At 73.8% G+C, this 16,017-nt stretch carries 13 protein-coding genes; 5 read left to right on the forward strand and 8 right to left on the reverse strand.

Features of this window, described 5'->3' with window-relative positions:
* Positions 1 to 294: 294 nt before the first annotated feature.
* Entirely contained in the window at positions 295 to 2,199 is a 1,905-nt protein-coding gene (locus ACIBCJ_RS32765) for a SpoIIE family protein phosphatase (protein WP_365981350.1), read from the reverse strand.
* 143 nt (positions 2,200 to 2,342) lie between these two features.
* Between ACIBCJ_RS32765 and ACIBCJ_RS32770 the strand changes: the two genes are divergently transcribed.
* Positions 2,343 to 2,900, forward strand: coding sequence for a GNAT family N-acetyltransferase (locus ACIBCJ_RS32770; protein WP_365981351.1), 558 nt, complete (start codon positions 2,343 to 2,345; stop codon positions 2,898 to 2,900).
* 503 nt (positions 2,901 to 3,403) lie between these two features.
* Here ACIBCJ_RS32770 and ACIBCJ_RS32775 read toward each other — a convergent pair.
* Together ACIBCJ_RS32775 and ACIBCJ_RS32780 are read right to left on the reverse strand one after the other, a co-directional pair.
* Entirely contained in the window at positions 3,404 to 3,877 is a 474-nt protein-coding gene (locus ACIBCJ_RS32775; RefSeq protein ID WP_362104027.1) for an ATP-binding protein, read from the reverse strand.
* A 99-nt stretch (positions 3,878 to 3,976) separates the two neighbouring features.
* Positions 3,977 to 4,714 (reverse strand): class I SAM-dependent methyltransferase, encoded by a 738-nt coding sequence (locus tag ACIBCJ_RS32780; protein WP_362513386.1) that lies wholly within the window; start codon positions 4,712 to 4,714, stop codon positions 3,977 to 3,979.
* Positions 4,715 to 4,931: 217 nt separating this feature from the next.
* Between ACIBCJ_RS32780 and ACIBCJ_RS32785 the strand changes: the two genes are divergently transcribed.
* A complete protein-coding gene (locus ACIBCJ_RS32785; protein WP_365981352.1) occupies positions 4,932 to 6,128 on the forward strand; it encodes a cytochrome P450 in 1,197 nt (398 codons plus the stop codon).
* 38 nt (positions 6,129 to 6,166) lie between these two features.
* Here ACIBCJ_RS32785 and pgm read toward each other — a convergent pair whose 3' ends face one another.
* The 3 genes from pgm to ACIBCJ_RS32800 all read right to left on the reverse strand — a co-directional run bounded on the left by pgm (position 6,167) and on the right by ACIBCJ_RS32800 (position 9,412).
* Positions 6,167 to 7,807: a phosphoglucomutase (alpha-D-glucose-1,6-bisphosphate-dependent) gene (gene pgm, locus ACIBCJ_RS32790; protein ID WP_365981353.1), complete on the reverse strand. Its 1,641-nt coding sequence runs from the start codon at positions 7,805 to 7,807 to the stop codon at positions 6,167 to 6,169.
* A 98-nt stretch (positions 7,808 to 7,905) separates the two neighbouring features.
* The gene (locus ACIBCJ_RS32795) at positions 7,906 to 8,334 is read right to left on the reverse strand and encodes a hypothetical protein (RefSeq protein WP_362104035.1); all 429 of its coding nucleotides are present in this window, start codon (positions 8,332 to 8,334) and stop codon (positions 7,906 to 7,908) included.
* Between the two features lie 139 nt (positions 8,335 to 8,473).
* Positions 8,474 to 9,412 (reverse strand): LysR family transcriptional regulator, encoded by a 939-nt coding sequence (locus tag ACIBCJ_RS32800; protein ID WP_362104037.1) that lies wholly within the window; start codon positions 9,410 to 9,412, stop codon positions 8,474 to 8,476.
* A gap of 94 nt (positions 9,413 to 9,506) precedes the next feature.
* On the opposite strand from ACIBCJ_RS32800, the gene mdlC reads away from it, so the two are divergent.
* The 3 genes from mdlC to ACIBCJ_RS32815 all read left to right on the forward strand — a co-directional run bounded on the left by mdlC (position 9,507) and on the right by ACIBCJ_RS32815 (position 13,965).
* Complete coding sequence (gene mdlC / locus ACIBCJ_RS32805) at positions 9,507 to 11,087, forward strand: benzoylformate decarboxylase (protein WP_365981354.1); 1,581 nt, start codon at positions 9,507 to 9,509, stop codon at positions 11,085 to 11,087.
* Between the two features lie 42 nt (positions 11,088 to 11,129).
* Complete coding sequence (locus ACIBCJ_RS32810) at positions 11,130 to 12,584, forward strand: benzaldehyde dehydrogenase (protein WP_362104041.1); 1,455 nt, start codon at positions 11,130 to 11,132, stop codon at positions 12,582 to 12,584.
* A 100-nt stretch (positions 12,585 to 12,684) separates the two neighbouring features.
* The gene (locus ACIBCJ_RS32815; protein ID WP_362104219.1) at positions 12,685 to 13,965 is read left to right on the forward strand and encodes an aromatic acid/H+ symport family MFS transporter; all 1,281 of its coding nucleotides are present in this window, start codon (positions 12,685 to 12,687) and stop codon (positions 13,963 to 13,965) included.
* Positions 13,966 to 14,040: 75 nt separating this feature from the next.
* On the opposite strand, the gene ACIBCJ_RS32820 is transcribed toward ACIBCJ_RS32815, so the two are convergent.
* Positions 14,041 to 14,802: a PepSY domain-containing protein gene (locus ACIBCJ_RS32820; RefSeq protein ID WP_365981355.1), complete on the reverse strand. Its 762-nt coding sequence runs from the start codon at positions 14,800 to 14,802 to the stop codon at positions 14,041 to 14,043.
* A gap of 120 nt (positions 14,803 to 14,922) precedes the next feature.
* A complete protein-coding gene (locus ACIBCJ_RS32825) occupies positions 14,923 to 15,909 on the reverse strand; it encodes a LysR family transcriptional regulator (protein WP_362104045.1) in 987 nt (328 codons plus the stop codon).
* Positions 15,910 to 16,017 lie beyond the last annotated feature (108 nt).

Consider the following 16,017-nt stretch of genomic DNA (forward strand, 5'->3'; position numbering starts at 1 on the left):
GTCAGCTGAGAGAACCCGGCCCCGACGTGAATCACCGTCAGTCAGCCGTCCGTCTCCCACCACTCAAAGCGCTCAGCCGGGTGAACACCCCGTCCGTCCGAGTGCCGGTCCGCTGCGCACCGCCGCACTGAACGGGACCTATCCGCAACGGAGTTGGGCGGCCCGGGGCGGGGTCGGGGCCGTCCGGCGGTCCGTCACCCGCCCGCCGACCCGTCACCCGCACGCCGGTCCGGTCCGCCGGTCCGCCAGGCCGCCAGGCCGCCAGGCCGCCAGGCCGCCAGGCCGCCAGGCACGCTATGGCTCGGGGTCCACCCGGGTCGGGTCCTTCACCTCGGCCTCCTGGCGGCGGGAGCCGGGGGCGGCACGGTCGGGGGTGGCCTCGCTGTGCCCGGACTGGGGCGGCGGAGGCGGCGCCGTGTCCGTGGGGCCTCCGACACCGGCGCCGGGCAGGCGCAGGGCGAGCAGGGCCACGTCGTCCCCCCGGGGCGCGATGCGCGCGAGCAGCTCGTCGCAGAAGTCGTCGGCGCTCCACCTGTCCAGCCGGCGGGCCAGTACGCCGGCGTGGTGGCGCAGCTGGTCCATGCCCACGTCGATCGGGCGGTCGCGGCTCTCCACCAGACCGTCGGTGTAGAGCAGGAGGATGCTCTCCGGCGGGAGGTCCTCGCGCGCGTCGGGCCAGCTCAGACCCAGGCGGAGGGTGGCGCTCATGCCGATGAGCGGGCCGTGGCCGCCCTCCAGGAAGCGGGTGGCGCCGTCCGAGGTGATCAGCAGGGGAGGCGGGTGACCCGCGTTCACCCAGTGCAGCCGCCAGGGGCCGCCCTCCGCGCCCTCGACGCGGGCGAAGACCAGGGTGGCCATGGGCGCGTCGCTGGTGTTGGTCACGGCTTCGTCCAGACGGCGCATGATCACACTGGGAGGTTCCTGGTGGTCCCAGGCGAGGGCGCGCAGCATGTTGCGGACCTCGGCCATGTGGGCGGCGGCCTGCAGGTCGTGCCCGACGACGTCGCCGATGACCAGGGCCATGACGCCGTCGCCGAGGAGGAAGGCGTCGTACCAGTCGCCGCCGACCTCCATGGCGCTCTCGGCGGGCCAGTAGCGGGCGGCCATCCGGAGGTGGTCGACCTGCGGCAGGGGGGTGAGGAGCTGGCGCTGCATGGTCTCGGCGACGTTCTGCTGCTCGTGGTAGAGCCGGGCGTTGTCCAGCACCAGGCCGACGCGCCGGCCGATGTCGGACAGCAGGGCGACCTCGGCCTCGGTGTGCGCGGGGCGGCCTTCGGCGCGCGCCACGGTCAGGACGCCGTAGGAGCGCTGCCGGGTGCGCAGGGGAACGGCGACGGCCGCGTGGCCGCCGAGCCGTTCGAACAGGACCCGGTGGGTGGCGACGAGCGGGTGTTCCGGGTCCCGGCACACCTCTTCGGCCCGCAGCGGGACGGGCCGGTCGCCCTGGATGAGCAGGGTGAGCGCGGCGCGGGCCTGGTCCGGCAGCGAGGTCATGGGCCCGCGCAGCAGCCGGGCCGGCTCGGGGTGGGTGCTGCTGCGCACGGCCACCCGTTCGACTACGTCCGACTGGCCCTGGTACACGTCGACGGCTGCCCACTCGCCCAGTTCCGGTACCAGCAGCCGTACGAGACGGCGCAGCGTGGTGGAGACGCGCTCGGTGGGGACGAGCACCGTGGAGATCTCGGCGACCAGGTGCAGCTGGGCGGTCAGGGCCTCCAGGGCGCTGGTCCGTGCCTCGGTCTCCTCGGCGGCGCTGCGGTGCAGGCTGAAGTCGTGGAAGACGAGCACCAGCCCTTCCTGCCGCCCGTCGCGGACGAGGGGGGTGGTCGCCCAGATGATGGGGACCGTGGTGCCGTCGGCCCGCTGGAAGTACTCGTCGCTCCCCTCCTCGGCGGGCACTCCGTGCAGAGGGCTGCGCAGCGCGCACCGTTCGCGTGGCACGGGGCTGCCGTCGGCGTGGCGGTGCAGGAGGTCGTGCGCGTCGCGCCCGAGCATCTCCCGTTCCGGCCGGCCCAGCATCTGCTCGGCCCAGGGGTTCGCCGAGGTGATCCGGGCGGTGGGGCCGAGGGTGAGGACGCCTGCGCCCAGGGCGCGCAGGACGGCGCGGGGGAATCCGGGGTCCGCCGGCCGGGGTGCGTCGCCGGCCCCGTCGTGCCCTGTTTCCCCGCCGTCCCGGTGGCCCGCCCGACGTGACGTCACGACCCTCACAGCCTTCCGATGCCGTCCATCCCGCCAGGTTCCCCGGGCGGGCGGGGACGAATCGCTCCGCTCGGCCGAAGGGAGGCGGGCGGGGGCGCGAAAACGGGTCGCCTCGACCGGTCCGTCGCCCCTACCTTCACGGGATGCCCGAACTACGAACCGATCGACTCGTGCTCCGCGACTGGCGGGCGTCCGACCTGGACCCGTGGGCGGCGATGAACGCCGACCCGGTGGTCCGCGCGTACTTCCCCGACGTGCTGACGCGGGCGCAGAGCGAGGCGTCCGTGGCCCGGTTCCAGGCGGACCTCGACCGGCGGGGCTGGGGCTGGTGGGCGGTGGAGATGGCCGCCACCGGAGAGTTCATCGGGTTCGCCGGGCTGGATCCGGTGGAGGACGGCATGCCGTTCACCGGTGTGGAGGCGGGCTGGCGGCTGGCCCGTCCGGCGTGGGGGCGGGGCTGTGCGACCGAGGCCGGGCGGGCGGTGATCGCGTACGCCTTCGAGTCTCTGGAGCTGCCGGAGGTGCTCGCGGTGACCGCGGCCGGAAATCTGCGCTCACGTGCGGTGATGGACCGCCTCGGGATGACCCGCGACCCGTCCGAGGACTTCGACGACCCGGGCATCCCCGAGGGCCCCCTGCGCCGGTCCGTCGTGTACCGGCTGCGAGCCAGGGACCACCGGCCGGGTGACGCCGGGCGGTAGCCGCACCGGTGGCGTCGTGCCGCAGCCGCGCCGCCGATGCCGCCGCGGCGGGCGGGCCCTGCCGGCGGTCGGCGGCGGGGCTCGGACGCCGGGCGGCCGAGAGCGCCGACGCCGCCTCCCCGCGGGTCATCACGGCACGGTGCGGCGGCCGGACGGACCGGACGCACGCCGGGGCGCCGGGCGCGGGAGAGCTGCGGCTCTTCGGAACGGCGGTGGCCGCTCCCGAGGGTCACCGGCACGGTGCGCACCGGGCGGTCGGCGCACCGCCGGTTCCGCGGTTCGCGCCGGGGCCTGCCGCCGGTCGGCCGGCGGTGGTGCGCGACCGGGCGGCCACGGCCGACGTCCCCGTCACGATGCCGCGCGGCTGGACGCACCGGACAGGGTGCCGGGCGCGGCGCCGAGCGCGGGAGGGCGGGAGGGCGGCTGATCGTCGGCCGACGGGGCGGGAACGGCGGCCGACGATGGTCGTCGCCCTCGGGCGCCGGTGGCGGCACCGCGGCCGGTCAGGCCGGGTGGGTCAGGGCGGTCGTGCCGTTCAGGTCGTCGTCCAGCATCACCGCCGCTCGCATGCGCTTGCCGACCGGTTCTCTCTGCACCTCGAAGCTCTGGCAGACCGCCATGACGATCTCCAGCCCGTGCCGGCCGATCCGGGCCGGGTCCGTGGCCTCGGGCACGGGCAGCACCGGCTCGCTGTCCCAGACGGTGACCTCCACCCGGTCCCCGGCCAGCTCGAGATCGATCACCGAGGGACCGGGCGCGTACTTGCAGGCGTTCGTCAGCAGCTCGCTGACCACCAGTTGCACCACTTCCACCACGCGGTCGGACACCCGGGCGCCCCGCACCGACCGCACCCGTGCCAGGAACCGCCGGGCGAGCTCCCGGCCCCGGGCGATGTCACCCGGGATGCCCTCGTACTCCTCCGACACCTTGACCGGCTCGTCGCTCACCCGCTCCCCCGTGTGGGCAGCCTCGTCCATCCGATCCGCCCTCTTCCTGAGCCTTGACCGTTTACGCCAGCCCGTCTACCCCCAATAGCGGCAAACATCACCCGCCCGGCCCGGCCCCCGGGAGCGCCATCAGGAGTCCGTCGGGCGCAGGACCAGACAGAGGAAGCCGAAGGAGTCCCGATAGGTCCCCAGCCACTCGTCGCGGTGGGCGCCGGCCGCCCGGAGCGCCTGCGCGCGGCCGGGATCGGAGGGGTGGTCCAGGGCCCAGCCGGCCAGTGCCCCGGTCCAGGACCACTCGTACGCGTCGAGTTCCCCGCGGGTGCTGATGTGGCCGCCCACGGGCGTCCAGCCGCCGGCGGTGACCTGGCCGAGGGTCGTCGGCAGGTCGGCCAGGTCACCGAGCATCTCGACGGCCTCGGGGGACGGGTCGCGTTCCCAGAACCCGTCACCGACCAGTACGCGTCCCCCGGGCGCCAGGTGCCCGCGGACGGCGGCGAGGGTGGCGGGCAGGCCGCCGAAGGCGTGCGTGGAGCCGACGCACAGGACGAGGTCGAAACGGTGCGGGGCGGCGAAGCGGGCGGCGTCCTGACGGTGCAGGGTGAGCCGGTCCGCGACCCCCAGGCGGACGGCTGCCGCACGGGCGTGGTCGAGGGCGCTGTCGGAGAGGTCGACGCCCTCGGCCGTCAGACGCGGATGCGCGGCCAGGGCGCGCAGGAGCCACTCCCCGCCGCCGCAGCCCAGGTCGAGGACACGGGCGCCGTCGCCGGGGACCGCGCGGTCCAGGAGGCGGCGTACCGAGTCGTCGTCGAGCGGGGCTGCGATCGGGTGGTCGGCATGGGCGATTCGGGAGATCTGTTGACGGTCCACCGGCGGAGCCTCGCACGGCGGCCGGGAAGACCGCACTCCCTTTCCGGGTGGGCCCGGCTCGGCGGTTTCCGGGCAGGTACGGCTCGGCGGGTTCCGGGCAGGTCCGGCTCGGCGGGTTCCGGGCTGGCCGGCGACGGGCGGGGTGGCCGATCCTGGTGACCACGTCGTCGAGCCGGGTGGCCTGCGGGGCCGCGCGGCCGGAGCAGGGGGTGGCCACGTGGGGCAGGACGGGCAGGTCTCTGCGCGGAAGGCCGACCGGGGGCGGGGCAGGCCGGCGTGCCCGGTCGACCGGGCGGCGGACGGGACCTGGCAGGTGCGCGATTTCGCCGTCGCGAGGGCGCTGCTGCGCGGCCCGGGCACGGTGCAGGCCGGTCTGGGCATCGAGACGGTGGAGAAGCTCCCCGCGCGCGTCCGCCGGCCCGTGCTCTACCGGGACGGCCCCGAGCACCGGGAGCACCGCAGACAGACCGCGCGCTTCTTCACGCCGCGCCGGGTGGACGAGCACTACCGCGAGCCGATGGTCCGGATCGCCGAGGAGCAACTGGGCGTCCTGCGGGCGGCGGGCGGGGCCGCGCTCTCCGATCTCGCCTTCGGTCTGGCCATCGGGGTGGTGAGCGAGGTCGTCGGGCTGCGGTACGGCAGGCCCGGCATCCGCCGCAGGCTGGAGCGCTTCTTCCCGGAGGAGTTCGGGGAGCCGGGGCTGACCAGTGTCCGGGGCCTGTACTGGCTGGTGCGGCAGAACACCAACTGGCTCCGCATCCACCTGGCGGACGTGCGTCCCGCCATCCGGGCGCACCGCCGCCGTGAGCACGACGACCTGATCTCGCACCTGCTCGCGGAGGGCTGCTCGGACGTCGAGATCCTCGGTGAGTGCCTGACGTTCGCCGCGGCCGGCATGGTCACCACTCGCGAGTTCGTGTGCCTGGCCGCCTGGCACCTGTTCACGGACGCCGGACTGCTTGCGCGCTACCGGTCGGCGGACGAGACCGGGCGGCTCGCCGTCCTCCAGGAACTGCTGCGGCTGGAGCCCGTCATCGGGCGGTTGCGCAGGCGGACCACGGAGTCGGTACAACTCCTCTGCCCCGAAGGGCCGTTGACAGTGCGCCCCGGTGAATACGTCGAGATCCTCCTGGACGACGCGAACACCGACCCGAGGGCCGTGGGCGACGATCCGCTGCTCGTCCGGCCGGAGCGCGCCGTGGCGGTCGGTGCGGGACTCTCCTTCGGCGACGGGCCGCACCGGTGTCCCGGGGCACACATCGCCCTGCTGGAGACGGACGTGTTCCTCAGCCGCCTGTTCGCACTCGACGGGATCCGGATGAGCGGGGAGCCGCGGGTCGCCTTCCAGGAGGCCATCGACGGCTACGAGATCCGGGACCTGACCGTGTCGCTCCCCCGGGCCGGCCTCGGCTGACCGGCCCGGGGCGACGTGCGGGTCCCGGCGGTACGGCGTCAGCCGCCGAGGGCGCCGAGGACGACGGCCTTGGCCTCCTCCTGCACCTGGCGGAGGTGGTCCGCGCCGCGGAACGACTCGCCGTAGATCTTGTAGACGTCCTCGGTGCCGGAGGGGCGGGCCGCGAACCAGGCGTTCTCGGTGGTCACCTTGATGCCGCCGATGGGCGCTCCGTTGCCGGGTGCCTCGGTGAGCACGGCGGTGACCGGCTCACCGGCCAGGGTGTCGGCGGTGACCTGGGCCGGGGACAGCTTGGCCAGGCGGGCCTTCTCCTCGCGGGTGGCGGGGGCGTCGATGCGGGCGTAGGCCGGTTCGCCGAAGCGGGCGGTGAGCGCGGCGTAGTGCTCGGAGGGGGTTCTGCCGGTGACGGCGGTGATCTCGGAGGCGAGCAGGGCGAGGATGATGCCGTCCTTGTCGGTGGTCCACACGGAGCCGTCCCGGCGCAGGAACGACGCCCCGGCGGACTCCTCGCCGCCGAAACCGAGGGAGCCGTCGACCAGCCCGTCGACGAACCACTTGAAGCCCACGGGCACCTCGACCAGCGGGCGGCCGAGGTCGGCGGCGACCCGGTCGATCATCCCGGAGGAGACCAGCGTCTTGCCGACGCCGGTGCCGGCCGGCCAGTCGGTGCGGTGGGCGTAGAGGTAGGCGATGGCGGTGGCGAGGTAGTGGTTGGGGTTCATCAGGCCGCCGTCGGGGGTGACGATGCCGTGCCGGTCGGCGTCGGCGTCGTTGCCGGTGGCGATGGTGAAGTGGTCGCGCTGCTCGATGAGGGAGGCCATCGCGTGCGGTGACGAGCAGTCCATGCGGATCTTGCCGTCCCAGTCCAGCGTCATGAAACGCCAGGTCGGGTCGGCGAGCGGATTGACCACCGTCAGGTCGAGGCGGTGCTGTTCGGCGATCCGGCCCCAGTACGCGACGGAGGCGCCGCCCAGCGGATCCGCGCCGATGCGCACGCCCGCCGAGCGGATCGCGTCCAGGTCCAGGACGCCGGGCAGGTCGCGGACGTAGGCGTCGAGGAAGTCGTAGCGGCCGGTCCCCGGCGCGGCGAGTGCCCGCGCGTAGGGGATGCGCCGTACGTCCTTCAGGCCCGCCGTGATGATCTCGTTGGCCCGGTCCTGGATCCAGGAGGTGGCGTCCGAGCCCGCGGGCCCGCCGTTCGGCGGGTTGTACTTGAAGCCGCCGTCGGCGGGCGGGTTGTGCGAGGGGGTGACGACCACGCCGTCGGCGAGGCCCGAGGTGCGTCCCCGGTTGTGGGTGAGGATCGCGTGGGAGACCGCCGGGGTGGGCGTGTAACCGTCCGCGGTGTCGACCAGGACGGTCACGTCGTTGGCGGCGAACACCTCCAGCGCGGTGACCCTGGCCGGCTCGGACAGGGCGTGGGTGTCGGCGCCCAGGAAGAGGGGGCCGTCGGTGCCCTGTGCGGCGCGGTACTCGCAGATGGCCTGGCTGGTGGCGGCGATGTGGTCCTCGTTGAACGCCGCCACCAGGGACGAGCCCCGGTGCCCGGAGGTTCCGAAGGCCACGCGCTGCCCCGGCTCCGCCGGGTCCGGGTGCAGCGCGTAGTAGGCCGTCACCAGCCGGGCGACGTCGATCAGGTCCTCGGGGCCGGCCGGCTGTCCGGCTCGGTCGTGCTGCATGCGCCCACTCCTCCGCATCGGTCGGGACTTCCTCGCGGGTCCCATCTTCCCCTGTCGGGCAGCGGCAGTCGCAGTGGCGCGGTGCGTTCCGGCCGGTGTCAGATCCGGCCGCCGGTGAGGCGGGTGAGGGGCCCGTGCGCCTGACGTCCGGCGCGGCGGCCCACCGCGTACGACGCGGCGCTCACGGCGGTGAGGCCGGCACCCACGCCGGCGGCGACGAGCTTGCGGTGGGCGATGACCGTCCACGCCGTCTTCGCCGTGGCCGCGACCTGACCCGAGGCGGTGACGACGGCCTGACGGCCCGCCGCGACGCCCTTGGCCGCCGACTGGACGGCGCCGTTCGCGACGTCGGCGGAGCGCTGGGCGCCGGCCTTGGCTGCCGACGCGGCGTCACCGGCCTTGTCCGCGGCGGTCTGTCCCGCCCGGGAGGCGGGCGCGGTCGCCTTCTGGGCGGCGCCGCGTGCCTTGGACTCGGCGGTCCGCGTACCGGTCGGCTTCTTGTTCGTGTCCTTGTTCGGATCGCTCATGGACACCGCTTTGCCCCTCACCGCGTCGGCAAACACGGTCGCCTCGTCCGGTTGGGGCGACTGCGGGCGCGGGCGTCAACAGGCTTGCGCGGTACGGGGTCTGACGGGCCGCAAGGTGTGCACCGGACGGTGCCGGCGGTCACGTCACCGCCGCGGTCGGCGGCAGTTGTGCGGGACTCACCTGCTCGCCCAGCACCTCGGCCATGAACTGCACGAGCCAGCGCTGCGCCGGGCTGCGCGAGGACTCGTGCCGGGCGTACAGGGCGATCTCGATGGGTTCGGTCTCGAACGGCAGCCGCACCAGCCGCACCCGATGGGAGGCCGTGAAGACCTCGCCGACGTACTCGGGGACGATGGCCACCAGGTCGGTCTGCTCCAGCAGGTAGGGCAGCATCGAGAAGCGGGTGGCGTCCACGGCCACCCGCTCCAGCAGACCGTGTGCGCCCAGCAGGGCCCTGGGCGTGACGTGTCCGCTCGGGCCGAACACGGTCGCGTGGTGCTCCGCCGCCAGGTCCTGCGGCGTGACCGCGTCGCCCCGCACGCGCGGGTGGTCCGCGGCGACCATGAGGACGTAGCGCTCACGGAAGAGCGGGATGCGCACGGTGAGGTGCGAGGTGATCACCGGGGTGGCCACGAACACGTCGAGGTCGCCGCGGCGCAGCTGCCCCTCGGCGTCCTCCACGTCGAAGGGCCGGACGGTGAACGACACCCCCGGCGCCCGCTCGCGCGCCGCGGCCAGGAGCCTGGGCAGCAGGGTCGCCTCGCCCAGGTCCGACAGGGCGATGGTGAAACGGCCCGACATGGTGCCGGCGTCGAAGAGGTCGCCCTGGCGGACCGTCCCGTCGATCTCCGCCAGCGCGCGCTGGAGCGGCAGGTACAGCCGCCGCGCGCCGGCGGTGGGGGTCAGTCCGCGTCCGTTGCGGCGGAACAGCTCGTCGTCGAAGTGCCGCCGCAGCTTGCCCAGGCTGTAGCTGACGGTGGGCTGCGTGACGTGGAGCGTCTCGGCGGTGGCCGTGACGCTGCCGGTCTCGTAGAGCAGCACGAAGACGCGGGCCAGGTTGAGATCGAAGGAGCCCATATCGAGGAATTCTATATCGGGGTGGCGAAACATCTATTGGTGCGCATGTCGCGGGGTGCCTAGCGTGTGCCGCGTCACTTCGAAAGGAGCGTTCGTGCCATCCGTGCGTCGCCTCTCCCACGACTTCCTGGAGCGCCAGGGGCTCACCACCGTCTTCGGCAATCCGGGCTCCAACGAGCTGCCCTTCCTCGCCGGCCTGCCCGACGGCTTCCGTTACGTCCTCGGTCTGCACGAGGGCGCCGTCGTCGGCATGGCCGACGGGTACGCCCAGGCGACCGGCCGGCCGGTGCTGGTCAACCTGCACGCGGCCTCCGGTTCGGGCAACGCGATGGGCGCGCTGACGAACGCCGTTGCCTCCCGCACCCCGCTCGTGGTGGTGGCCGGGCAGCAGGTGCGTCCCGCCATCGGCCCCGAGGCCAACCTGGCCAGCGTCGACGCCCCGGCCCTGATGAAGCCGCTGGTCGGCTGGGCGGCGGAACCGGCGTGCGCCGGGGACGTGCCGCGCGCGCTGGCCCAGGCCGTCTTCGAGGCGCGGCTCCAGCGCCGTCCGACGTACCTGTCCGTGCCGTACGACGACTGGTCGGCGGAGGCCGACGACAACGCCCTGGCCGTGCTCGACCGGCAGGTGCTGCGGGCCTCGGTGCCCGGCGAGGAGCAGCGCCGGTGGCTGGTGGAGCTGGTCGCCTCGGCCAGGCGTCCCGCGCTCGTGCTGGGCGGCGACATCGACTCCGCCGACCGCTTCGACGACGCCGTGCGGCTGGCCGAGCGGCTGGGCGGCCCGGTATGGGCGGCGCCCTCTCAGTTCCGGCTGCCGTTCCCCAACCGCCACCCGCAGTTCCGGGGCGTGCTGCCCGCCGGGATCGCGCCGGTCTGCGAGGCCTTCGAGGGCCACGACCTGGTGCTGGTGCTGGGCGCGCCGGTCTTCCGCTACCACGAGCACCTCCCCGGCCGGTACCTGCCCGAGGGCACCCGCCTGATCCAGGTGACCGAGGACGCCTCCGCCGCCGCGCGGGCGCCGATGGGCGAGGCGCTGGTCGCCGACCCGGGCGCCGTCATCGACGTACTCCTGGAGTCGCTCGGCCCGGCCGGACCTCCCGCGGCCCCCCTGCGGCCCGTGCCCGAGCCGCTCACCGCGGAGGGGCCGGGCCTGCACCCGGAGGAGGTCTTCGCCGCGCTGCGCGACGAGCAGCCCGAGGACACCGCGTACGTCGTCGAGTCGACGTCGACCAACGCCGCCTGGTGGCGCCAGATGGACCTGCGCCGCCAGGGCTCCTACTACTTCCCGGCGGCCGGCGGGCTCGGTTTCGGCCTGCCCGGCGCGGTCGGTGTCGCGATGGCACAGCCCGGCCGCCCGGTGGTCGGCGTGATCGGGGACGGCTCGGCCAACTACGGCATCACCGCCCTGTGGACGGCCGCGCAGCACCGGGTCCCGCTGACCGTCGTCCTGCTGCGCAACGGCACCTACGGGGCGCTGCGCTGGTTCGGCGGCCTGCTCGGTGTGCCGGACGCGCCGGGCCTCGACATCCCCGGCCTCGACTTCACCCGCATCGCGGAGGGGTACGGGGTCCGCGCCCACCACGTCGTCGGAGCCGCCCAGTTGCGCGCCGCGCTCGCCGAGCAGCCGGAGGGCCCCCGGCTGATCCAGGTGGACACGGCGCTCACCACGCCCTCCTGAACGACTCGCATCCGCCCGAAGACCACGACGAGAGGGAAGACGATGACACTCCTGGACAGCGCCGTCTGGGGCGGGAAGTTCTCCAGCGACGGCTGGCGGGACTCCCCCGCCGGGCAGCCGGTGACCGAGCCCGCCACCGGCGAGCGGCTCGGCACGGTGGGTCTGGCCACGGCCGGGGACGTGAACCGTGCCGCCACCCGGGCCGCAGAGGCCCAGCGCGCGTGGGCGGCCACCTCGCCGCAGCGGCGCGCCGCCGTGCTGCGACGCGCGGGCGAGCTGTTCACCGAGCACGCCGCCGAGATCGAGGACTGGCTGGTGCGCGAGGCCGGTTCGGTGCGGTCCAAGGCGGGGTTCGAGGCGGGGCTGGCGATCGGCGAGTGCTTCGAGTGCGCCGGGCTGCCCACCCACCCCCAGGGCGAGGTGCTCACCTCGGAGGACGCCCGCTGGTCGCTCGCCCGGCGCCGTCCCGCCGGTGTCGTCAGCGTGATCGCGCCCTTCAACTTCCCGCTCATCCTCGCCCTGCGTTCCGTGGCTCCCGCGCTGGCGCTCGGCAACGCCGTACTGCTCAAGCCCGACCCGCGCACCGCCGTGAGCGGCGGTGTCGTCATCGCCCGGATCTTCGAGGAGGCCGGGCTCCCGGACGGCGTCCTGCACCTGCTGCCGGGCGACGGCGCGGTCGGCCGGGCGCTCGTCGAGGCGCCCGAGGTCCGGGTCATCTCGTTCACCGGTTCCACGCCGGTCGGGCGGGCGATCGGCGAGCAGGCGGGGCGGCTGCTGAAGCGGGCCCACCTGGAGCTGGGCGGCAACAACGCGCTGGTCGTGCTGCCGGGCGCGGACGTGGCGAAGGCCGCCTCGGCGGGCGCCTTCGGCTCGTACCTGCACCAGGGACAGATCTGCATGACGACCGGCCGGCACATCGTCCACGAGTCGCTCGTGGAGGAGTACACCGCCGCGCTCGCCGCGAAGGCGCAGGCGCTGCCGGTCGGCGACCCGGCCCGGGAGGACGTGGCACTGGGGCCGATCATCGACCGCCGGCAGCTGGAGCGGGTGCACGGCATCGTCACCGAGAGCGTCGCGGCGGGCGCGAAGGTCGCCGCGGGCGGCGAGATCGACGGTGCGGGTTACCGCGCGACCGTCCTGACCGGCCTGACGACGGACATGCCGGCCTGGCGCGAGGAGATCTTCGGCCCCGTGGCGCCCGTCATCTCCTTCGCCACGACGGAGGAGGCCGCGCGGATCGTCAACGACTGCGAGTACGGCCTGTCGGTCGGCATCCTCGGTGACGTCGGCACGGCGATGAAGCTCGCCGACCGGATCGACTCCGGCAAGGTCCACATCAACGAGCAGACCGTCAGCGACGAACCCAACGCGCCCTTCGGCGGGGTCAAGGCGTCCGGCACCGGATCCCGGTTCGGCGGGGCCGCGGCCAACGTCGAGGCGTTCACCGAGACCCAGTGGCTCACGGTCCGCCCGGACATCGCCGACTACCCGTTCTGATTCCTCCGGTCCGTCGTACCGCTCCGCCGCACCGGTCACCTCCGGCCGTCCCGGCCGTCCCGGCTCCGCTCACTCACACCCGTCCCCCGGGGGGAGAGTCATCATGGCTTCCACCACGTCCGGCGCGCCCGCGCAGACCGGCCCCGCCGCCAGCGGCACGTGGACGGTGATCCTGTGCTGGATCACCGTCCTGCTCGAGGGCTACGACCTCGTCGTCCTCGGCGCCATCATCCCCACCCTGCTGAAGACCCACCATCTCGGCATGACCGCGGGCGACGCGACCACCATCGCGACGCTCTCGCTGGTGGGCGTCGCCATCGGCGCGGTCTGCGTCGGCCCGCTGGCCGACCGGCTGGGCCGGCGCCGCCTGCTCATCGGCTCGGTCGTGCTGTTCTCGGTCCTGACCATCGTGGTACCGCTGGCGAACTCCGTCGCGATGTTCGCCGCGCTGCGCCTCCTCGCGGGTCTGGGTCTGGGCGCCTGCATGCCTGTCTCGCTGACGATGATGGCCGAGCACATGCCGGCCAGCCGCCGGGCGCGGGCCAGCACCCTGACGATGACCGGCTACCACACCGGTGCGGTGATCACCTCGCTGCTGGCGCTGCAGGTGACCGACGACTGGGAGATCCTCTTCTACCTGCTCGGCGTCGTCGGCCTGGTGATCGCCGTCGTCCAGTGGTTCAAGCTGCCGGAGTCGGAGGTCTTCGTGCGGGCGAAGCAGGACGGGGCCCAGCGGGTGCCGTTCACCGAGCTGCTGAGGCCGGCGTACCTGCGGGCGGGCCTCGGCATCTGGGTCGCCTCCTTCATGGGGCTGCTGCTGGTCTACGGTCTCAACACCTGGCTGCCGAAGCTGATGAACGACGCCGGCTACCCCGTGCCGACGGCCGTGACCCAGCTGCTGGTGCTCAACATCGGCGGTGTCGTCGGCCTGGTCCTCGGCGGGTTCGTCGCCGACCGGCGGGGCATCAAGGGCACCACGATGGTCTGGTTCGCGGTGTCGGTGGCCATGCTGGCGTGCCTGAGCATCAGGATGGAGAGCGACCTGCTGCTCAACGTCGTGGTCTTCTTCACCGGCGTCTTCGTCTTCTCGGCCATGGTGCTCGTCTACGCCTACGTGACGCACTTCTACCCGGCGTCCGTGCGCGGTACGGCACTGGGCTCGGCGTCCGGGATCGGCCGGATCGGCTCGATCGTCGGGCCGTCGATCACCGGCGCGCTGGTCGCCTCCGGGGTCGGTCACCCGTGGGGCTTCTACTTCTTCGCCGCGGTGGCGGTCCTCGGCTTCCTGGCCGTCCTGACACTGCCTCGCGGCGCCGGGAGGGAGCCGGCCGAGGCCGCGGCGACGGCCGCGCCCGCGGCACCGGCCGCACCGGCCGGGTGACCCCCTGACGGCATGAGCGACGGGAGCAGTGGGCCGCGGCGGCCCGCTGCTCCCGTCGGTGTCCGGGGCTGCGCGTCAGTCGGTGTCGACGTCCTGGCTCAGCACCTTGCCGTTGGCCGCGTCCACGACGATGGAGGCCTTGTTCCAGTTGCCCTTGTCGACCACGTCGACGTTCCAGACGACCTGCTGGTCGTCGTTGTCGCCGAGTTCGACGTGGGTGACGGTGCCCTTGGCCTTGGCGGTGGCCGCCTTGACCGCCTGTGCCGGGGTCTGCTTGGCCTTGTCCAGCCAGTCGGAGACCTGGGTCTTGTCGTCGGCGTCCTGGTCCGGGTCGACCATGGTGCGGAAGACCTTGCCGCTGACCGCGTCGATGTCGATGCGGTGCAGGGTGCCGTCGGTCTGCGCGACCTTGGCCTCCCACTCCGGGGCGCCCTCACTGGGGGCCGGGTTCGGCGTGCTCATGTCCGGCGAGCCGGTCGGCGAGCCCGTCGGCGACGCGGTGGCGTCGGACTTCGTGCGCTTGAGTTCGAGGTCCACGAGCTTGCCCTCGGGAACCTCCTTGACAGCGGTGTCGGCAGCCTTGTCCCAGGTGACCTTCGTCGCCGAGACAAGTTCCTTGCGCTGGCTCTGGTCCTCGTTCATCGAGGGAGAACCGGTGGGGGACGGGGACTTGGTACCGGTGGCGGTCTGGGAGGGGGACTCGGTCTGAGCCGCCTCCGCGACGCTGGAACGGGTGGTATCGGCGTTCGTGCAGGCCGTGAGCAGCAGCACCGAGGTGCCCAGGGCACCCACCACGGCAAGCGAACGCAACGGGGGAAGTCGTCGTGCAGAGCTCATGGTGGTGTCCGTAACCGATCCGTCGCGCAGACACACCGATCCGGTACGACAATCACTCCATCGGCCGGTGTCTGGAGCCTCCGAGCCCGGGACGGATCGACGGGCCGGCGCGCGGAGTCCTCAGCGGGCTCGCACGAACTCCACCCGGCCGGCTCCGGTCGCCGTCGCGGGACAGCGGGGCAGCGTGCGGACCCCTCCCCCTTCCAGCCACTCCCGGTAGGCGGTGGACTGGCGGGCGACCTCCCAGTACGCGTCCTCCAGGGCCGGGAAGACGGCGTCCAGCTCGGACCGGGTGCGGGCGGCCAGCAGCAGGCGTACGCCAAGGGGGTCGCCGTGCAGGCGCCGTACGGCCATGTCGGGGCGGGACAGGGAGCTGGGCTGGCAGACCGTGACGACCTCGCCGGTGGCGACCAGGGAGGCGGCGGTGTGGTAGTCGCCGTGCAGCACCCGGGGGTTGAGGCCGACGGCGCGCAGCATGCGGTGCACGCCGTCCCACTCGCCGTCGACGGTGGGGTCCACCATCCACCGGTCGTCGGCCAGGTCGGAAAGCCGGACGACGGGGCGGACGGCCGCCGGGTGGTCGGCGGGCAGCATGACGAACTGCGGTTCGCGCTCGACCAGGACTCGCAGCCGCAGGCCTTCGGGGATGTGCAGGGCGCTGCCCTCGACCTCGTGCACGAAGGCGACGTCGAGCTGGCCGCCGGCGACCCGGCGCAGCAGCGCGTTGGCCGAAACGTCCATCTGCAGGGTGGGTTCCAGGCCCGGCCGTCTGAGCCGGCGCAGCCAGCCGGCCAGGGCCCGGCTGGCCGTGGAGCCGACCCGCAGCCTGCTGTCGCCGCCGGCCGCGGCGGCGCGGGCCTCGCGGACCAGCACGCTCATGTCGGCCAGCAGCGGGCGGGCCCGGCCGAGCACGGTCCGGCCGAGCGGGGTGGGGTGGCAGCCGGTGCGCTCCCGCACGAACAGGGGGCCGCCCAGGGCCTGTTCGATGCGGACCAGCTGGGTGCTCAACGTGGGCTGAGCGACGCCCAGTTGACGTGCGGCACGGTGCAGGCTGCCGGCGTCGGCGATGGCGCACAGCGCACGTAGGTGCCTCACCTCGAGCTCCATGCAGGGAGCGTAAGGCGGAACAGTTGGTTGCGCCAGGTGAACAAAAGGCGGCGGAACAGGGCGAGTTCTGCACTCTGGTCAAAGCTGCAACGACTGGCCGGTTCGGGG

Source organism: Streptomyces sp. NPDC051136, from assembly GCF_044455745.1.
GTDB lineage: Bacteria > Actinomycetota > Actinomycetes > Streptomycetales > Streptomycetaceae > Streptomyces.

Excerpts from the sequence above, each read along its gene's own strand:
- ACIBCJ_RS32770 (WP_365981351.1), top strand. The coding sequence starts at position 2,343 with ATGCCCGAACTACGAACCGATCGACTCGTGCTCCGCGACTGGCGGGCG.
- ACIBCJ_RS32775 (WP_362104027.1), bottom strand. The coding sequence starts at position 3,877 with ATGGACGAGGCTGCCCACACGGGGGAGCGGGTGAGCGACGAGCCGGTC.
- pgm (WP_365981353.1), bottom strand. The coding sequence starts at position 7,807 with ATGCAGCACGACCGAGCCGGACAGCCGGCCGGCCCCGAGGACCTGATC.
- ACIBCJ_RS32795 (WP_362104035.1), bottom strand. The coding sequence starts at position 8,334 with ATGAGCGATCCGAACAAGGACACGAACAAGAAGCCGACCGGTACGCGG.
- ACIBCJ_RS32800 (WP_362104037.1), bottom strand. The coding sequence starts at position 9,412 with ATGGGCTCCTTCGATCTCAACCTGGCCCGCGTCTTCGTGCTGCTCTAC.
- ACIBCJ_RS32810 (WP_362104041.1), top strand. The coding sequence starts at position 11,130 with ATGACACTCCTGGACAGCGCCGTCTGGGGCGGGAAGTTCTCCAGCGAC.
- ACIBCJ_RS32820 (WP_365981355.1), bottom strand. The coding sequence starts at position 14,802 with ATGAGCTCTGCACGACGACTTCCCCCGTTGCGTTCGCTTGCCGTGGTG.
- ACIBCJ_RS32825 (WP_362104045.1), bottom strand. The coding sequence starts at position 15,909 with ATGGAGCTCGAGGTGAGGCACCTACGTGCGCTGTGCGCCATCGCCGAC.